The organism is Pseudoduganella sp. R-32, from assembly GCF_049913245.1.
GTDB lineage: Bacteria > Pseudomonadota > Gammaproteobacteria > Burkholderiales > Burkholderiaceae_D > Rugamonas.
The window spans coordinates 5,153,351-5,170,242 of record NZ_CP183987.1; the positions used below are offsets into that span (position 1 = coordinate 5,153,351).

The 16,892-nt window shown below is 61.7% G+C and carries 14 protein-coding genes and 1 tRNA gene; 3 read left to right on the forward strand and 12 right to left on the reverse strand.

Going from position 1 to position 16,892, the window contains the following annotated elements; genetic code table 11:
• Nucleotides 1-60 precede the first annotated feature (60 nt).
• Together ACN9MU_RS23515 and ACN9MU_RS23520 are read right to left on the reverse strand one after the other, a co-directional pair.
• Nucleotides 61-2,463 carry a glycoside hydrolase family 95 protein gene (locus ACN9MU_RS23515; RefSeq protein ID WP_426163046.1) on the reverse strand — a complete coding sequence of 801 codons (2,403 nt, stop codon included), beginning with the start codon at nucleotides 2,461-2,463 and terminating at the stop codon, nucleotides 61-63.
• 84 nt (nucleotides 2,464-2,547) lie between these two features.
• A complete protein-coding gene (locus ACN9MU_RS23520) occupies nucleotides 2,548-3,597 on the reverse strand; it encodes a pectate lyase family protein (RefSeq protein ID WP_426343539.1) in 1,050 nt (349 codons plus the stop codon).
• A 166-nt stretch (nucleotides 3,598-3,763) separates the two neighbouring features.
• On the opposite strand from ACN9MU_RS23520, the gene ACN9MU_RS23525 reads away from it, so the two are divergent.
• Nucleotides 3,764-5,212, forward strand: a complete 1,449-nt coding sequence (locus ACN9MU_RS23525) for a serine hydrolase (protein ID WP_426318738.1) — start codon at nucleotides 3,764-3,766, stop codon at nucleotides 5,210-5,212.
• Between the two features lie 276 nt (nucleotides 5,213-5,488).
• Here the strand turns inward: ACN9MU_RS23525 and ACN9MU_RS23530 are convergent.
• Nucleotides 5,489-5,564, reverse strand: a tRNA-Asn gene (locus ACN9MU_RS23530).
• 37 nt (nucleotides 5,565-5,601) lie between these two features.
• Nucleotides 5,602-6,804: an amino acid aminotransferase gene (locus tag ACN9MU_RS23535; protein ID WP_426318739.1), complete on the reverse strand. Its 1,203-nt coding sequence runs from the start codon at nucleotides 6,802-6,804 to the stop codon at nucleotides 5,602-5,604.
• A 110-nt stretch (nucleotides 6,805-6,914) separates the two neighbouring features.
• Between ACN9MU_RS23535 and uvrB the strand changes: the two genes are divergently transcribed.
• A complete protein-coding gene (gene uvrB / locus ACN9MU_RS23540; protein WP_426163056.1) occupies nucleotides 6,915-8,981 on the forward strand; it encodes an excinuclease ABC subunit UvrB in 2,067 nt (688 codons plus the stop codon).
• An 85-nt stretch (nucleotides 8,982-9,066) separates the two neighbouring features.
• On the opposite strand, the gene ACN9MU_RS23545 is transcribed toward uvrB, so the two are convergent.
• The 5 genes from ACN9MU_RS23545 to ACN9MU_RS23565 form a co-directional block, all read right to left on the reverse strand.
• Nucleotides 9,067-9,726, reverse strand: coding sequence for a peroxiredoxin (locus ACN9MU_RS23545; RefSeq protein WP_426163059.1), 660 nt, complete (start codon nucleotides 9,724-9,726; stop codon nucleotides 9,067-9,069).
• Between the two features lie 70 nt (nucleotides 9,727-9,796).
• A complete protein-coding gene (locus ACN9MU_RS23550) occupies nucleotides 9,797-10,111 on the reverse strand; it encodes a hypothetical protein (RefSeq protein ID WP_426163062.1) in 315 nt (104 codons plus the stop codon).
• Nucleotides 10,108-11,403: a TolB family protein gene (locus ACN9MU_RS23555; RefSeq protein ID WP_426318740.1), complete on the reverse strand. Its 1,296-nt coding sequence runs from the start codon at nucleotides 11,401-11,403 to the stop codon at nucleotides 10,108-10,110. The genes ACN9MU_RS23550 and ACN9MU_RS23555 overlap by 4 nt, the downstream gene beginning before the upstream one ends.
• A 103-nt stretch (nucleotides 11,404-11,506) precedes the next feature.
• Nucleotides 11,507-12,103: a MarC family protein gene (locus ACN9MU_RS23560; protein WP_057259514.1), complete on the reverse strand. Its 597-nt coding sequence runs from the start codon at nucleotides 12,101-12,103 to the stop codon at nucleotides 11,507-11,509.
• Entirely contained in the window at nucleotides 12,100-13,095 is a 996-nt protein-coding gene (locus ACN9MU_RS23565) for a hypothetical protein (protein ID WP_426318741.1), read from the reverse strand. The genes ACN9MU_RS23560 and ACN9MU_RS23565 overlap by 4 nt, the downstream gene beginning before the upstream one ends.
• Nucleotides 13,096-13,245: 150 nt before the next feature.
• Between ACN9MU_RS23565 and ACN9MU_RS23570 the strand changes: the two genes are divergently transcribed.
• Entirely contained in the window at nucleotides 13,246-13,686 is a 441-nt protein-coding gene (locus tag ACN9MU_RS23570) for an FKBP-type peptidyl-prolyl cis-trans isomerase (protein WP_426343540.1), read from the forward strand.
• Nucleotides 13,687-13,738: 52 nt separating this feature from the next.
• Here ACN9MU_RS23570 and ACN9MU_RS23575 read toward each other — a convergent pair whose 3' ends face one another.
• The 3 genes from ACN9MU_RS23575 to ACN9MU_RS23585 all read right to left on the reverse strand — a co-directional run bounded on the left by ACN9MU_RS23575 (nucleotide 13,739) and on the right by ACN9MU_RS23585 (nucleotide 16,865).
• Complete coding sequence (locus ACN9MU_RS23575; protein ID WP_426163072.1) at nucleotides 13,739-14,284, reverse strand: phosphoribosyltransferase; 546 nt, start codon at nucleotides 14,282-14,284, stop codon at nucleotides 13,739-13,741.
• Between the two features lie 104 nt (nucleotides 14,285-14,388).
• On the reverse strand, nucleotides 14,389-15,699 hold the full coding sequence (locus ACN9MU_RS23580) for an adenylosuccinate synthase (RefSeq protein WP_426343541.1): 1,311 nt from the start codon (nucleotides 15,697-15,699) through the stop codon (nucleotides 14,389-14,391).
• A 5-nt stretch (nucleotides 15,700-15,704) separates the two neighbouring features.
• On the reverse strand, nucleotides 15,705-16,865 hold the full coding sequence (locus ACN9MU_RS23585; RefSeq protein WP_426318743.1) for an ATP phosphoribosyltransferase regulatory subunit: 1,161 nt from the start codon (nucleotides 16,863-16,865) through the stop codon (nucleotides 15,705-15,707).
• Between the last annotated feature and the right edge of the window lie 27 nt (nucleotides 16,866-16,892).

Consider the following 16,892-nt stretch of genomic DNA (forward strand, 5'->3'; position numbering starts at 1 on the left):
GAATAACTGATTCCACCCCAAAAGCAAAAAAGCTTATGTCCAGTTTGCCAACATTCAGTCTCATCCTTGCAATATCCAGGCCGCCCGCCCCTTGCCATCCAGCTTCAAGGAACGCTTCTCGCCGCGGTAGCGCACGCTGACGCTCTCGCCTGGCTTGCCGCGCAGCGCCAGGCGCCGCAGGCGCCCGCCGGACCACTCGACGTCGGCTTCGACTCCGCCGCGGGCACGGATGCCACGCATATTCCCCTCCGGCCACGCCTTGGGCAGCGCCGCCAGCACGTGGATTTCATCGCCCCAGGATTGCAGCACCATTTCGATGATCCCCGCCGCGCCGCCGAAATTGCCGTCGATCTGGAACGGAGGATGGGCGTCAAACATGTTCGGATAGGTGCGCTCCGGCCCCAGCAAGCCAAGCAGAATGGCGTGCGCGCGATCACCCTCCCCCATCCGTGCCCACAGGGCCAGCCGCCATGCGGTGGCCCATCCAGTCGATTTGTCGCCCCGCGTGTTCAGCGTGATCATCGCCGCCTGCACCAACTGCGGGGTGTCGCGCACGTTCGCCTGGCTGGACGGATAGATGGCATACAGGTGGGATACATGGCGGTGTTTCTGCTCCGGCGCCCCGGCATCCCAGTCTTCCAGCCATTCCTGGAACTGGCCTTGCGCACCAATGCGGTCCACGGGCAGGCGCGCCATCGTTGTCTCCAGTACGCGCCGCAGTTCGGCGTCGTCCTCCCTCAGCAGCACCTGAGCGGCCAGCGTGTTGCGGAACAGGTCGCGCAGTATCTGCCGGTCCATGGCAGGGCCCGCGCAAATCGCAACGCCCTTGTGATGCTGGTTTTCCGGCGAGATCGAAGGCGATGTCACCAGGCCCCTGCCCTTCGGATCTTCCACCAGGGTATCGATGAAGAACAGGCATGCGCCCCTCATCAATGGGTAGAGACGGCGCAACCAGGCCTCGTCACGCGAATAATCATAATGATCCCAAAGCGTATTGCACAGCCATGCGCCGCCGGTTGGCCAGATTCCCCACAACGGTCCATCGATTGGCGCACTGCCGCGCCACAGGTCGGTGTTGTGGTGGGTGACCCAGCCGCGTGCACCATAAGCCTTGCGCGCCGTGATGGCGCCGGTCACAGCAAGACCCTCGACCATGCGCAGCACCGGCTCCACGCATTCGCCCAGGTTGGCCGGCCCCGCCGGCCAGTAATTCATCTGGGTGTTGATGTTGATTGTGTACTTGCCGCCCCATGGCGGATTGGTACCCTCGTTCCACAGGCCCTGCAGGTTGGCCGGTTCGCTGCCGGGGCGCGAACAGGAAAGCAGCAGGTAGCGCGCATATTGCACGTACAGCGCAGCCAACGTCGGGTCGGGCTGCGATTCCGCGGTGGCGATACGTTCGCTGGTCGGGCGCACATCCTGTCCTTTGCCCAGCCGGATCGAGAACCGGCGGAACAGTGACTGGTGCGAATTCACATGCTCCTGCCGCAAGAGCGCATAAGGCTTTTGCGCCGCCCCTGCGCAATCGCGGCGCACCCGCGCTACAGGATCGCCGCTCGTATCGGCAAAATTGACGTAGCTGGTAGCGGCAGCCACCAGCAGCGTCACAGTGCGCGCACCACGCACCTGTAAACGGTCGCCGGCCACGATTACCTGGCCGTCTGCGATCGCCTGCACCCGCACCGCGTAGCGCAGCGCGCCCGGAATGCCGGAAGAATCATTATTGCGTCCCTCTACCAGCAGCGCGCCATCGCCATCGGCGCCGATTGCCAACTGGGCCGGGCGCGCCGCCTCGTTCAGGTCTTCGCGCAACTCCACCGGCGCTTGCGTAGCACCATACTTGACCTGCGCCGGATGGCGATAGCCAAGATCGAAATCCAGCACGCCTTGCGTAGCGGTCAGCCGGGCCACGATTACCTGCGCGGGAGCGCTGGCAAATACTTCGCGCGTGTAGCGCACCTTGCCTGCCGCATAGCTGGTGTGGACCACGGCTGAATCGAGGCCAAGGGAACGGCGGTATACCGATGGCGCCGCAGGCGCGCCGATAAAGTCGATCAGCAGGTCGCCGGCAGAGCTGTAGGGCATCTGCTGGTGGGAGATCATGGTGCTGCCGCACAGGTCGTGGGCTTCCTTGAACCTGCCCTGATCGATCAGGGTGCGCACTTGCGGCAGCGCAGCCTGGGCGGTGGGCATGTTCGGGTCATGCGGGCCGCCTGCAAACAGGGTATCTTCATTGAGCTGCAGGCGTTCCTGCCCCACGCGCCCGTACACCATGGCGCCCAGCCTGCCGTTACCGACCGGCAGCGCCTCTACCCATGGCCCTGCCGGACGCGCATACCAAAGCTCCAGATCTTCGCGCTTGCCGCGCGCCGTGGCACTCACTGCGGCACCCGCGAGCCCTGGAAATGCCGCCGCCATGCCGAGCGAGACCATCAGGTGCCGCCGCCTGGAATTCACGCCCATCCTGCCTCCGTTCTTGTTAGTATGGGCAAATTATCCTCGTGCCTGACAGCGGCAAAGCTATGACTTATTTAACGCGAACTATGCCTATTGGGCCAGGTTGGTGCGCGCACCGGCGGTGGCAATCGCCTTGGCCTTCACGTCGGCGCCGGCAATCGGGGTATAGGAATAGCCGGTCGGGCCATAGGACTGGGTGCTGCCCCAGTTAGTGGCATTGACCGCGCCGCTCGGGGTGTCCCAGGTAATGCCGCTGCCAACATAGTTGTTGCGCAGCTCCCAGTAACCGATACGGCTGCTGTCGCGCGACGTGACCGGGTTCTTCACGTTCTCGAAGTAATTCGCTTCGATCAGCGAAATGCCGTCCATGCGAACGTTGATGCCGGACGTTTGCACGTCATTGAAGTAGTTGTTGAAAATGTGGCTCATGCCGAAACGCTGCAACGGCAAGCGCGACTTGACGTGCTCGAAGCGGTTGTTGTGGTAGGTGGTGCGGGCGTTGGCGTTGGCCGTATCGCTGTCGCTGTAGCCGTTCAGGGCCACCTTCTGGTAGTTGTACACGTGGTTGTACGACACCGTGATGTGGTGCGCGCCCTTCTTCATGTCGATGCCGCCATCGAACGACGCATCGCCTGCGCCTGGGCAGGAAGTCAGCGAAGCGAAGATGGTGTTGTGGTCGATCCAGATATTGCTTGGCTGGCCGGAGGACATGCCCTCGATCGATATCGAATCGGCCGCCTCGCCGCCCTGCAGCAGGCCGATCATCATGTTCTGCACAATCACGTTGTGCGCATTGCCGGCGATGTGGATGCCAAAGTTGGCGCTCGAATCGCTGGCGCCGATGATGGTGATGTTGCTCTTGTTCTTGATCTCCAGCGTCTGCGCCGGCTTCTGCCACTGCGCGCACACGTCGGTGATGGTGTTGTAGTCGAATTTGCCGGTATACCTCAGTACCAGGCCGGAGTTATCGGTGTAGGCGTTGATCTTAGCCTGGGCATCGGTCAGCGTGGCCACATTGACCGGGGTCTTGCTTCCACCGCCAGTGGTGGCGGCGCCATAGCCGACGGGTCCAGCAACTGCAGAGGTGGCTGCCGCGATAGCGGCCGCCAGGAAGACTACCTTGAGTTGATTAACTTTCATGCGCTTGTCTCCTGTGCTTTCTGGTTTGAGGAGCGCACAGGATGCATTTATTCCAACAGCGCGTCAATTGGCCTGACCAAAATACAACAATCGGACTTACCGCATTAATTTTGGTCCGACCAATATCCAAAGGCAAATAAACTTGGCGGTATGCTATCGTTGAAAAATGAGAAAAATCCTGATCGCCCTGCTTCTGCTGTCCGCCCTGCCCGCAAAAGCCGAGCGCGCCGCCGACATCGACCGCCTGGCCGAGCGTTACCACTCCCTCGGCCAACTGGATGGAGCTGTACTGGTCGCCGACCATGGAAAAGTGGTTTATCACCGCGCCTTTGGGCTGGCCAACCGCGAATGGAAAATTCCCCACACCACTGACACCGTTTTTCGCGTCGCCTCGCTGACCAAGCAATTCACCGCGACCCTGGTCATGCAACTAGCGGAGCAAGGCAAGCTGCAGCTGGACGACCCGATTGGTAAATACGTGCCCGAACTTGATTCGGGGATTGGCAAGCGCGTCACGCTGCACCAGTTGCTGAACCACACTTCCGGCATCGTCGACTACGCAAATTTCCCGGGCTTCTGGGCTAACCGCCTTGGCGAAAAAGTGCCGAAGGCCGATCTCCTCGCGATCATGAACCGCCCGCTGGAATTCGAACCCGGCAGCCAGGGCCACTACAGCAGTTCCAACTACACCCTGCTCGGCTGGGTCATCGAAAAGCAGACCGGAAAGACGTACAGCGAAGCCCTGGATAGCATGATCCTGCGCCCAGCCGGCATGCAGCGCACAGCATATGACGCGCCGGACCGCATCATCCCGCGCAAGGCATCCGGCTATGTGCGTGCCCTCGGCGAATACCGTCCCGCTGATCCGCTCTGGATTCCGAACGTCGGCGCCGGCGGCGGCGTCGCCAGCACCACCGGCGACTTCTTCAAGCTCGATCGCGCCCTGGCCGGCAACGCGCTGCTCAAGCCCGAATCAAAACGGCAGATGTTCACCGCCTATGTCAAGGACGATGTGTGGGGCGATCTCGGTTATGGCTACGGCTGGCTGGTTGGAACGCGCACCATTGCCGGCAAGCCGCGCCTGGTACACGAGCACGGCGGCAACGCCAACGGTTTCCGCACGTTGGTCACGCGCTATCCGGAAGACGGCAAGCTGGTTGTCATCTTCCTCAACGAAGGCAATGGCAACAAGGGGCCGGAGATTTATCGGATGCGCCGCGATTTCACCGACGTACTGTATGGCCAGGCCGTTGCGCAACCCAAGCCCTCTTTGAATGATGTGCTGGCTGCAGAAATTCGCCAGGCCGGCGCCGACGCGGCATTGGCGCGCTTCAAGTTCTTGCTGGCGCAAAGCGACACGCCGGAGGACGGCAATGCGTTGAACCGCCTGGCCTACCAATACGCCGAAGCCGGACAAGCGGCGACCGGCATCGCTATCCTCCAGCGCGCAAGCGAGCTTTTCCCGCGCGACGGCAACCTGCATGACTCCATGGGAGAGCTGTACCTGGCGCTGGGCGAGAATGCCAAGGCCATTGCGGCCTATCAGCGTGCGCTGCAACTGGATCCCGGCAATACGAACGCTGCGGCCATCCTGAAAAGGCTCCAGCCCGAATAGGACGGATCAGTACCGGCCCTGGCAAGTCGGGTATTTATTGTCCATCTATTGTCCATCACGTAGGAATTGGTGAGTGTCTTCCTGGACTGGTTGACCGCCGGAAGTGTTGAAATAAGGATGGCCACATGAAGTTACCTTAGCGACCACACTAATTAACTTTCATCAAATGTAGCACTTACTAATGCAACTAAATTGGGCACAGATGTTGCGACAGGGCGCAATGCGGCCCTGAAATGCAAAAAGCCCAACCGGTTAAGGCTGGGCTTTTCTATATTCTGGCTCCCCGACCTGGACTCGAACCAGGGACCTGCGGATTAACAGTCCGTCGCTCTACCGACTGAGCTATCAGGGATCATTCTCTGACCGCGTTGCGATCAGAGAGCAGCATATTAAAGGACCTTGGCGATGGCGTCAACTACCACATCAATATTCTTCGAGTTCAGCGCTGCAACGCAGATACGGCCGGTGTCCACAGCATAGATCGACTGCTCGCGCAGCTTGCCCACCTGCTCCTTGGTCAGGCCGGAATACGAGAACATGCCGACCTGCTCACGCACGAAGTCGAAATCGTGGCCAGGCGCCTTGACCTTCAGCTTCTGCACGAAGGCCTCGCGCATTTCCTTGATGCGCACGCGCATGCCGGCCAGTTCGTCTTCCCACATCTGGCGCAGCTCTGGGGTTGCCAAGGCGGTTGCCACTACCTTGCCGCCGTGGACCGGTGGGTTGGAGTAGTTGGTACGCACCACGCGCTTCAGTTGCGACAGCAGGCGCGAAGCTTCTTCGGCGGATGCAGCCACCACGCTCAGGGCGCCCACGCGTTCGCCATACAGCGAGAAGGATTTGGAGAAAGAGTTCGACACCAGCAGCGCCACGCCAGTCGCGGCGAAGCGGCGCACTACGGCGCCATCTTCCGCAATGCCGGCGCCGAAGCCCTGGTACGCCATATCCAGGAACGGCACCAGGCCGCCGGCGACTACAGCGGCGATCACCTCATCCCACTGGGACTGGGTCAGGTCGGCGCCGGTCGGGTTGTGGCAGCAAGCGTGCAGCACGACGATGGAGCCGCGCGGCATGGCCTTCAGGGCAGCCAGCATGGCGGCGAAGTTCACGCCATGGGTGGTCTCGTCGTAGTAAGCGTAGTTGTTGACTTTGAAGCCGGCGCTTTCGAACAGCGCGCGGTGGTTTTCCCAGCTTGGATTGCTGATGTAAACCTCGGAATCCGGCGAGAAGCGCTTCAGGAAGTCGGCGCCGAGTTTCAGCGCGCCGGTACCGCCCAGTGCCTGCACGGTCACCGCACGTTTCTCTTGAATTACGGCGCTGTCGGCACCAAATACCAGCTCTTGCACGGCCTTGTCGTATGCGGCCAGGCCTTCGATCGGCAGGTAGGTGCGTGGGGCGTGCTGTTCGATCAGGATTGCTTCCGCCTTTTCCACGCACTTCAGCAGCGGCACTTTGCCATTGTCGTCATAATAGACACCTACGCCCAGGTTAATCTTCGCTGGGTTAGTGTCTGCATTAAAGGCTTCGGTGATGCCGAGGATCGGGTCGCGCGGGGCCATCTCGATGGCGCTGAATACGGAAGGGTTCGTCATGATAAGTTTAGTAACGTTTGAAGGCGGGTCGATGCAAAAGCAGGCCGGCACCCGAACAAAATCCGGTCAGGGCCGCTGACAATCGCATATTCTATCAAAGGTCTGCAGTAATGTCTGATTCCCAAAATACCAGTGCCCCGGCTTCGGAAGTTATCACTTTCCCGGATTCGCCTTACCGGCTGCACCAGCCCTTCCCTCCCGCCGGTGACCAGCCGACCGCCATTGATGGCTTGTGCGAAGGAATTGAAGACGGCTTGTCGTTCCAGACCCTGCTCGGGGTGACGGGTTCCGGCAAGACCTACACCATGGCCAATGTGATCGCCCGTATGGGCCGTCCGGCCATCGTGTTCGCGCCGAACAAGACGCTGGCCGCGCAGCTGTATTCCGAATTCCGTGAATTCTTCCCGGAGAACGCGGTCGAGTACTTCGTGTCGTACTACGATTACTACCAGCCGGAAGCCTACGTGCCGCAGCGCGACCTGTTCATTGAAAAGGACTCGTCGATCAACGAGCACATCGAACAGATGCGCCTGTCCTGCACCAAGTCGCTGATGGAGCGGCGCGACGTAGTGATCGTGGCGACCGTGTCGGCCATCTACGGTATCGGTAATCCGAACGAATACCACCAGATGATCCTGACGCTGCGCGCCAAGGACCGCGTGTCGCAGCGCGACATCATCGCGCGCCTGATCCAGATGCAGTACACGCGCAATGAGATGGACTTCGGCCGCGGCACCTTCCGCGTGCGCGGCGACACCATCGACATTTTCCCGGCCGAACACGCCGACCTGGCGGTGCGCCTGGAAATGTTCGACGACGAGCTGGAATCGATCCAGCTGTTCGATCCGCTGACGGGCAAGGTCAAACAGAAGATTCCGCGCTTCACCGTCTACCCAGGCTCGCACTATGTGACGCCGCGCGCCACCGTGCTGCGTGCGATCGAGACCATCAAGGAAGAACTGCGCGAGCGCCTGGAATTCTTCCGCCGCGAGAACAAGCTGATTGAGGAACAACGCCTGGAACAGCGTACCCGCTTCGACCTGGAGATGATGTCTGAAGTCGGCTTCACCAAGGGCATCGAGAACTACTCGCGCCACCTGTCCGGCGCCAAGCCGGGCGAACCGCCGCCAACCCTGGTCGACTACCTGCCGCGCGATGCGCTCATGTTCCTGGACGAGTCGCACGTGCTGATCGGCCAGTTGTCAGCCATGTACAACGGCGACCGTTCGCGCAAGACCAACCTGGTGGATTACGGCTTCCGCCTGCCATCGGCACTGGACAATCGACCGCTGAAGTTCGAGGAGTTCGAGTCGAAGATGCGGCAGACGGTTTTCGTCTCCGCCACCCCGGCCGAGTACGAGAAGAAGAACGCCGGCGCCGTGGTCGAACAGGTGGTGCGTCCAACCGGCCTGGTCGACCCGCAAGTGATCGTGCGCCCTGCCCGTACCCAGGTCGACGACCTGCTGGGCGAGATCAACGACCGCATCGAGAAGAATGAACGCGTGCTGGTCACCACGCTGACCAAGCGCATGGCGGAGCAACTGACCGAATACCTGGGCGACCACGGCATCAAGGTGCGCTACCTGCACAGCGATGTGGATACCGTGGAGCGCGTGGAAATCCTGCGCGACCTGCGCATTGGTACCTTCGACGTGCTGGTGGGGATCAACCTGCTGCGCGAAGGCCTGGACTTGCCCGAAGTATCGCTGGTGGCGATCCTGGATGCCGACAAGGAGGGCTTCCTGCGTTCCGAGCGCTCACTGATCCAGACCATTGGCCGGGCGGCGCGTAACCTGAACGGTGTGGCGATCCTGTACGCGGACAACATCACCGACTCGATGAAGCGCGCGATCGATGAAACCGAACGGCGCCGGGCCAAGCAGATTGCCTATAACGAGAAGATGGGCATCACGCCGCGCGGCGTGAAGAAGATCATCAAGGATCTGATCGATGGCGTCTACAGCGCTGCGGCCCGCGAGCAGTTGGAGGTATCCGAGGAAGCCGCGAAATACGAGGCCATGAGCGAGAAGCAGATCAGCAAGGAGATCAAGCGGCTCGAGAAGCTCATGCTGGACCACGCGAGGAACCTGGAGTTCGAAAAGGCGGCACAGGTGCGGGATCAGTTGCACCACCTCAAAGAGCAGCTGTTCGGCGCGCCTGGCGCCGATGCGCTTTAAAACCGGTAAACCTGGGTCTGACCCAGAGGGTCAGACCCGGGACTTTCGACGAAGATCAAAGGCGCACAACCAAACCCGTACGGTTTCAGGAAGGCTGCTTGACGATCCGCAGGTAAGGCTTAGGCGCCTTCCACCCGCCTGGGAACAATCCCTTGGCATCATCATCGCTGACCGAGCCAGCGATAATCACATCTTCCCCATCCTTCCAGTTCACCGGCGTGGCCACCTTGTGCTTGGCGGTCAGCTGCATCGAATCGAGCACGCGCAGGATCTCATCGAAATTACGGCCGGTGGTCATCGGATAGGTCAGCATCAATTTGATCTTCTTGTCCGGGCCAACGATGAATACCGAACGCACGGTCGCATTGGTGGCAGCGGTGCGGCCATCCGCAGTACCCGGCTCCTCAGCCGGCAGCATGTTGTACAGCTTTGCCACATTCAGGTCCGTATCGCCAATCATCGGATAGTTCACCTTGGCGCCCTGGGTTTCTTCGATGTCGGAAGCCCACTTGCTGTGGTTCTCGACCGGGTCGATCGACAAGCCGATGATCTTGGTATTGCGCTTGGTGAACTCCGGCTCGATCTTGGCCATGTAGCCCAGCTCCGTGGTGCAAACCGGCGTGAAATCCTTCGGATGCGAGAACAGGACGGCCCACTGGTCGCCAATCCATTCATGGAAATCGATCGGGCCCTTGGTAGTCTGGGCCTTGAAATTTGGTGCGGTATCGTTGATGCGCAGGGACATGACAGCTCCTTTAATGATTGGCATGGCGGGATCAATATCGTGCCACGCCGTCATTATCAAAGCAACATGTTTAGTCCAGAAGTTTGCCAAACAGCGAGACGCCATCGCCGATCAGGTCGATGACATCCAACCCCGTCGCCACGCCATCGATGACGTCCGACGCTGCGCTGCCCTGGGCCTGCGGGCGCGGTGCGGGATGCTGTGCAAGGCGCTTGCGTGCCTCTTCCATGCGCGCATGTTCAGCGTCGCGTTGTGCGATCATTTCCGGTGCAAGCCTGGCCTCGGCAGGCAGGTCGGCGCCGCAATACAGGCAGCGGGCCACGCAGCGATTCAAAATGCCCCGGTTGCAGCCCGTGCAGCGGAACATGGGTTCAAGTTGTTTCATGCCGGCATCTTATCATGCACCAGCACTGCGCCGACCAGGTCTCCCTGCGCAACCAGTACCGAGCGCCCTTGCGCATCCAGCGCAAACAGGCCGCGGCCGTTGCTGTAGACAATGGTGCCGCCCGGCGTCATATCAAACGAACTCACATTGTTCGCCACCACCGCCTCGCCACCGCTGCGCGTGCGGCGCATCAGCTGCCACGACGACGGCACCAGCGAAGGAATGCCGCCGATGCTGGCTTCCTGGCGCAGCGCACGCTCGGCGTCGATACGCTTGCCCTGCAAGACGATGTTTTTCATGTCCGCCTGCATCGGCATGCCGCTCGCACCGGTCAGCGGCTTGCGCGAGTACATCAGCGAGAAGAAATTCAGGTAATGGAACACGGCGCGCAGCAGCCGGAATGGGAAGAACAGCGTATCCAGCACTACATTGCCGGCGTTGTACTGCGGCGGTTCATAAGGACGGCGAATGAAGAACAGCACCCCATCCGGCGCCACGCGTGGGGACAGGAAGTCGTAGCGCGGATCTTCCAGCACCGGCGTAACGCGGCCGGTCGCGGTATTCAATTCCTGCAGCGTCACATGGCCCGTTGCGGCCCAGCCGCCGTGCTGGTCGCGTCCAATCGCTGCGGACTGGTAGATGACTTTGGTCTCGTCACCCGGCACGGGCGCAGGCGCGGAATCGATCGTATCTCCGCCGGTGAGTTCGCGCAGTCCATCGCCATTGCTGCGCATGGTCGCAATATGGCTGGCGCCACCACGCGCCCGCAGCGTGCAGACAATCGTCTCGCCGGACGGCGACAGGCACAAATCATCGAGCTGCAATTGCTGGCGATGCAGCAGGCGTTCTTCCTGCCCGCTGGCGGTGTCGTAAGCGAACAGCCCGCCCATGCCATGGTCTGCCTGGAAGTACAGCAGTTTGCCGTCGCCGGTGAACAGTGCCGACGAAATCAGGAAAGGATCGGTCTGATGATCGAAGTCGCGGTAATTGCCTTGCGCGGCGACACCGAAGGCAGTGTCCTTCTTCCACGCGTTCTTTTCGCGGCTGCGTTCCGCGCGGTCCATCGCCTGCTGCGCATAAGGGCTGGAAATCTCCTGCACTGCGCCATAACCGCCCTGCACGAACAGCTTGCCGTTGGAGACCCAGCCAAGCTGCACCGGCGGCGCGTTGCCGCCCATGGCTTGCGTCGGCGCCGGGGCTGGCGAGCCGGCTGGCTGCACATACTGGTTGGTCGACTTATAGAACAACACAACCAACAACACGACGATTCCCAATATGATCAGGACATGCATGGATCACCCTACCTGTGGCGCCGCGGCGCGGCAAATTCGGATGATTATATTGCCATTGCCCGACAGAAAAAGTCACGGAAAATCACGAGGCGTTACTGCCGCTTTAAAGCGTCTTGACGAACTCGCGCACGCCGCCCAGCAGCATCTCGATCGACATCGCCGCGAGGATCAGCCCCATCAGGCGTTCGAAGGCCGTCATCACCTGCGAACCGAGGGCCTTTTGCAAGCGCTCGGCGCCGAGGAACACCACCAGCCACACCACCACCACGGCCGCCAGCGCCGCCACGTGCATCAGTACTTCGCCGGTGCTCTCGCGCGAGAACAGCAACACGGTCGCCAGCGCGGATGGGCCTGCCAGCGCGGGAATCGCCAGCGGCACGATGAACGGTTCCCCGCCCTCCTGCTTGCCCAGCACCCCGTCCGGATGCGGGAACACCATGCGGATTGCAATCAGCAGCAGGATCACGCTGCCCGCGATGCGCAGCGAGGCTTCAGACAGGCTCAGGGCCTTGAGGAAGTGGCTGCCGAAGAACATGAACACCAGCAGCACGACGAAGGCGATCAGGCATTCGCGCACCACGATTTTCGGGCGGCGCTTGGGCGGCACCGTGGCCAGCGCCGACGCAAAAATGGGAACGTTGCCGAACGGGTCGGTCACCAGCATCAGCAGGATAAAGGTCTGGAAGAAGTCTTGAGTCATGAGTGCGAGTTTACACCACCGGCTTGCGTCGGCGAAGTGGCGGCGGAGGCGCCCTTGCCCAGTTTGCGGTCGCAGGCCTCGGCACTGGCCACGTCCGGCCACAGCTCGGGCATGATGCGCTCGCCAAGTTCCTGGCGCAGCCGGAGGTAAGTCTCGCGGTCATTGGCACGGCAGGCGAATGAGGCGAACTTGTTGCGGCCGCGCAGGTCTTGAGGATGCCGCTGCAGCAGGTCTTCAAAACCGCTCTTCACCATGCGCCATTCCGGCAGGCCGCGTTGCTCGCGGAACTGGATCGCATCGCTGCCATTGCCATCTTCGCGCCAGTACAGGCGCGCGTACATGGCCCCGCCCTCCACTGCCTTGGTGAAGAACACGGCACGCCGTGCAAACTGGTCGAACTGGACCGCACTGCCGCCCGAACGCGGGCTGTAGGCGCGCGACATGGCGAAGTGGATCTGCAAGTCATTCGGGAAAGCCTGCACCGCGTCGAGGTATGCGCTGGCGGCACTGCGGCGCGAACCGGCGCCCTCCAACTGCAGGCTGATGTTCAGGCTATGCCACAGCGGGCAGGCATTGGCCTGCGCCTTGACGTGCTGCAGGCGCGCCATGCCGCGCCCCAACTGCTCCTGGTAAAACGCCATGGCCTCTTTCTGCAGGTGGCCAACGGCGCCCAGGCGCAGTTGCGAGGCATAGGCGCGCCAATAGATCGCTTCGACCAGCGCCTGCGCCAGCGCATCGGGCGCTTGCTGGCGCCATTGCTCCAGCGCGTTGCGGTCAGCTTCCCAGGTTTGCGTGCTGCGGAAATAGCTGTCGAATTGCGCTTCGAAGCCGGCCGGGTCGGATGTGCACGACTCGCGCAGGCTGCGCTCGATGGCGTCGAATTTGCGCTCGGCCCAGTGCTTGTGCAATGCGGCAGGTTTGGCGGCCTGGGCGCCGCCCGGCTCAGGGGGCGACACCGCCAGCATCACAGACAACAGCATCGAAGGAAACATCGACTATCCTGGCAACAGCAAAATAATGCCAAGAATTGTATAGTCATTTCCCCATGGAAATATCTTAAAATACCGATAGCTGCTGATTTTTCGCAATTTGTGGCGAATTCAGTACACTTGCTTCTTTGCCGTTTATTTTGAAAGAAGAACATGAAGCGACTGTTTTCCGCCTGCCTTATCGGCGCAAGCCTTACCCTGGCATTGGCCGGCTGCGAGCGCAGCAATCCACCGGCGCAATCCGAAGCCGCCGCCATCCCGTTCCAGAAGATTGATACCGTTGTCGGCACCGGCAAGGAAGCGCTTGCCGGCGCTAGCGTCGTCGTCAATTACACCGGATGGATTTACGAACCGAACTCGCCGCAGCAGCATGGCGCGCAGTTCGATTCGTCCATCGGCCGCAAGCCTTTCAGCTTCCCGCTCGGCGCCGGACAAGTGATTCCAGGCTGGGACCAAGGCGTGCAGGGAATGAAGGCGGGCGGCAAACGCACCCTGGTCGTGCCTGCTTCCCTGGGCTATGGCAGCAACGGCATCGGTCCGATTCCGCCGAACTCGAACCTGATCTTCGACGTCGAACTGCTGGAAGTACGCTGAAAAAAAAGCGGAAGGGCTTCCACCCTTCCGCTTTCTTTCGAAGCCGACGCAATTATGCGCCGGTCTCGCCTTTCTTGATCCATGCCGCCAGCTGGTGCGGACGCAGGCCGTCGTAGTCTTCGAACGGCTGGTGGATCCACGGATTGTGCGGCAGCTCTTCCATCTGGTAATCAGGCTTGAACGCGGAGCAGCCCTTGGTCCAGATCACGGCCGAACGCACTTCAGTCACGCCTTCAAAGTTGTCCTTCAGGTGCTTCATCACCTTGGTCAGGGTCACGCCGGAATCAGCCAGGTCGTCCACCAGCAGGATCTTGCCGGACAGCGGGCCCTTGGTCATGGTCATGTACTTGGCGATATCCAGGTCGCCGCGCACGGTGCCCGCTTCTTCGCGGTAGGAGCTGGTCGACAGGATCGCCAGCGGCACGTCGAAGATGCGCGAGAACACGTCGCCAGGACGCACGCCGCCGCGCGCCAGGCACAGCACCATGTCGAACTTCCAGCCCGATTCATGGACCTTCAGCGCCAGGCGCTCGATCAGGCGGTGATACTCGTCCCAGGAGACCCACAGGTGCTTTTGGTCGGATTGCGGAGTGCTCATTATTGCTTTTCCTTCTCTCTGAAATTGGAAAGGCGGGTCATTGACCCGCCCTACTGTCCGGCGCTGGCCGGTACGGGCGGGCTTGTGGCCCGCCTTGCAATGCGTTACTCGAACGGGTGGCGCAGGACGATGGTCTCTTCGCGGTCAGGGCCGGTGGAAACCATATCGATCGGCACGCCGACCACTTCTTCAATGCGCTTGATGTAAGCACGGGCAGCGGCAGGCAGCGCGTCCATCGACTTGACGCCGACGGTGCTTTCCTTCCAGCCTGGCATTTCTTCGTAGATCGGCTGGCACAGCGCAGCGTCTTCGGCGCCGACCGGGAAGATGTCGACCTGCTTGCCGTTGATGGTGTAGCCGGTGCAGATCTTCAGGGTTTCCAGGCCGTCCAGCACGTCCAGCTTGGTCAGGCACATGCCCGACACGCCGTTGATCTGCACCGAACGGCGCAGCAGCGCTGCGTCGAACCAGCCGCAACGACGGGCACGGCCGGTCACGGTGCCGAACTCGTGGCCCACGGAGGACAGGTGGTGGCCGACGCCTGCATCGGTCGGCAGTTCGGATGGGAACGGGCCGGAACCAACGCGGGTGGTGTAGGCCTTGGTGATGCCCAGGATGTAGTGCAGCATGCCAGGACCGACGCCGGCGCCGGCAGCAGCGTTACCCGCCACGCAGTTCGACGAGGTGACGAACGGATAGGTGCCGTGGTCGACGTCCAGCAGCGAGCCTTGCGCGCCTTCGAACAGCAGCGAGCCGCCGGCCTTGTGGGTTGCGTACAGGGCGGACGACACGTCAGTCACCATCGGGCGCAGGCGCGGCACGTAGGCCAGCGCATCGTCCAGGGTCTTCTGGTAATCGATCTTCGGCGCCTTGAGGTAGTTTTCCAGGACGTAGTTGTGGTAGTCCAGGTTCTCTTTCAGCTTCTCTGCAAAGCGCTCGGCGTTCAGCAGGTCGGCCACGCGGATGGCGCGGCGGGCGACCTTGTCTTCGTATGCAGGGCCGATGCCCTTGCCGGTGGTGCCGATCTTGGCGGCGCCGCGGGCGGCTTCACGCGCCGCGTCCAGCGCCGTGTGGTAAGGCAGGATGACCGGGCAAGCCTCGGAGATCTTCAGGCGGGAAGCCACTTCCACGCCGGCTGCTTCCAGCTTGTCGATTTCGCGCAGCACGTCAGGCACGGACAGCACCACACCGTTGCCGATGTAGCAGGCCACGCCTGGGCGCATGATGCCCGAAGGGATGAGCTGCAGGGCGGTCTTGACGCCGCCGATCACGAGGGTGTGGCCCGCGTTGTGGCCGCCCTGGAAGCGCACCACGCCCTGGGCGTGTTCAGTCAGCCAGTCGACGATCTTGCCTTTGCCTTCATCGCCCCACTGGGTGCCGATAACAACAACGTTCTTTGCAGTTTTGTTTGACATCACAATTAACCTAAGTTTTTGAGAATCCAGTTACTACCACTTTCGTCGAGCACCAGCGCGCGATCGCACTCGAACTCGTCCTGTTCATCGTTATGACCCGGCAGCGACTGGATCACAACTTCGCCGGACTTGCGCAGCTCGGCGATTTTTTCTTTCAATTCCGGTGCATTGCCCCATGGCGCGCGGATCGAATGCTTGCGCTCCGCGGTCGGCAGCAGGCGCGCCAGTTCGCGCAGGTCCAGCGAGAAGCCGGTGGCCGGACGCGCGCGGCCGAATGCTTCGCCCACGTGGTCGTAGCGGCCGCCGCGTGCTACCGCATTCGGCAGGCCCGGCACGTACAGGGCGAACATGGCGCCGCTCTCATACTGGTAGCCGCGCAGGTCGGCCAGGTCGATCGCCACTTCGGCGCGGCCGATGGCCGATGCCGCCAGCGCAGCCAGTTCCGCCAGCGCATGGGTGATGCCCGGCAGTGGCGGCAGCACTTCGCGCGCGCGCTTCAGCACTTCGACGTCGCCGTACAGGTTCGGCAATGCCAGCAGTGCTGCGCGGGTCACCTCGTTGTACCTGGCGGTCTGCTGCTGCAGCCCCGGCGCATCCTTGCCGCGCAGCAGGGCCACGATGGCGTCGTAATCCCTGGTCGCGGCAGGATCCTGCGCCAGGATCGCGCGCAGCACGCCGACGTGGGTCAGGTCCAGGCGCATGTCGGTGAAACCGGCCAGCGACAGCGAGCCGAGTGCCAGTTCCTGGATTTCCGCGTCCGCTTCCAGGCCGGCATGGCCGTAGATTTCGGCGCCGATCTGGTAAGGCTCTCGCGTCGAATGCAGGCCGGACGGGCGGGTATGCAGCACGGAGCCGGCATAGCACAGGCGGGTCACGGTGGCGCGATTCAGCAGGTGGGCGTCGATGCGCGCCACCTGGGTCGTCATGTCGGCGCGCAGGCCCAGCATGCGGCCGGAAATCTGGTCCACCAGCTTGAACGTGCGCAGGTCCGTGTCGGCACCGGCGCCGGTCAGCAGGGACTCGACGTACTCCAGCATCGGCGGCATCACAAGCTCGTAGCCGTACAGCCGGAAGTTATCCAGCATCAGGCGGCGCAACTCCTCGATCTTGCGTGCTTCGGATGGCAAGACGTCGGCAATATATTCAGGCAAAAGCCAATTCGGCATGGTTGGTGCTATTGAATTAAAAACAAT

Coding starts and splice junctions, on each gene's coding strand:
- ACN9MU_RS23515 (WP_426163046.1), bottom strand. CDS start 2,463: ATGGGCGTGAATTCCAGGCGGCGGCACCTGATGGTCTCGCTCGGCATG.
- ACN9MU_RS23520 (WP_426343539.1), bottom strand. CDS start 3,597: ATGAAAGTTAATCAACTCAAGGTAGTCTTCCTGGCGGCCGCTATCGCG.
- ACN9MU_RS23525 (WP_426318738.1), top strand. CDS start 3,764: ATGAGAAAAATCCTGATCGCCCTGCTTCTGCTGTCCGCCCTGCCCGCA.
- ACN9MU_RS23535 (WP_426318739.1), bottom strand. CDS start 6,804: ATGACGAACCCTTCCGTATTCAGCGCCATCGAGATGGCCCCGCGCGAC.
- uvrB (WP_426163056.1), top strand. CDS start 6,915: ATGTCTGATTCCCAAAATACCAGTGCCCCGGCTTCGGAAGTTATCACT.
- ACN9MU_RS23545 (WP_426163059.1), bottom strand. CDS start 9,726: ATGTCCCTGCGCATCAACGATACCGCACCAAATTTCAAGGCCCAGACT.
- ACN9MU_RS23550 (WP_426163062.1), bottom strand. CDS start 10,111: ATGAAACAACTTGAACCCATGTTCCGCTGCACGGGCTGCAACCGGGGC.
- ACN9MU_RS23555 (WP_426318740.1), bottom strand. CDS start 11,403: ATGCATGTCCTGATCATATTGGGAATCGTCGTGTTGTTGGTTGTGTTG.
- ACN9MU_RS23560 (WP_057259514.1), bottom strand. CDS start 12,103: ATGACTCAAGACTTCTTCCAGACCTTTATCCTGCTGATGCTGGTGACC.
- ACN9MU_RS23565 (WP_426318741.1), bottom strand. CDS start 13,095: ATGTTTCCTTCGATGCTGTTGTCTGTGATGCTGGCGGTGTCGCCCCCT.
- ACN9MU_RS23570 (WP_426343540.1), top strand. CDS start 13,246: ATGAAGCGACTGTTTTCCGCCTGCCTTATCGGCGCAAGCCTTACCCTG.
- ACN9MU_RS23575 (WP_426163072.1), bottom strand. CDS start 14,284: ATGAGCACTCCGCAATCCGACCAAAAGCACCTGTGGGTCTCCTGGGAC.
- ACN9MU_RS23580 (WP_426343541.1), bottom strand. CDS start 15,699: ATGTCAAACAAAACTGCAAAGAACGTTGTTGTTATCGGCACCCAGTGG.
- ACN9MU_RS23585 (WP_426318743.1), bottom strand. CDS start 16,865: ATGCCGAATTGGCTTTTGCCTGAATATATTGCCGACGTCTTGCCATCC.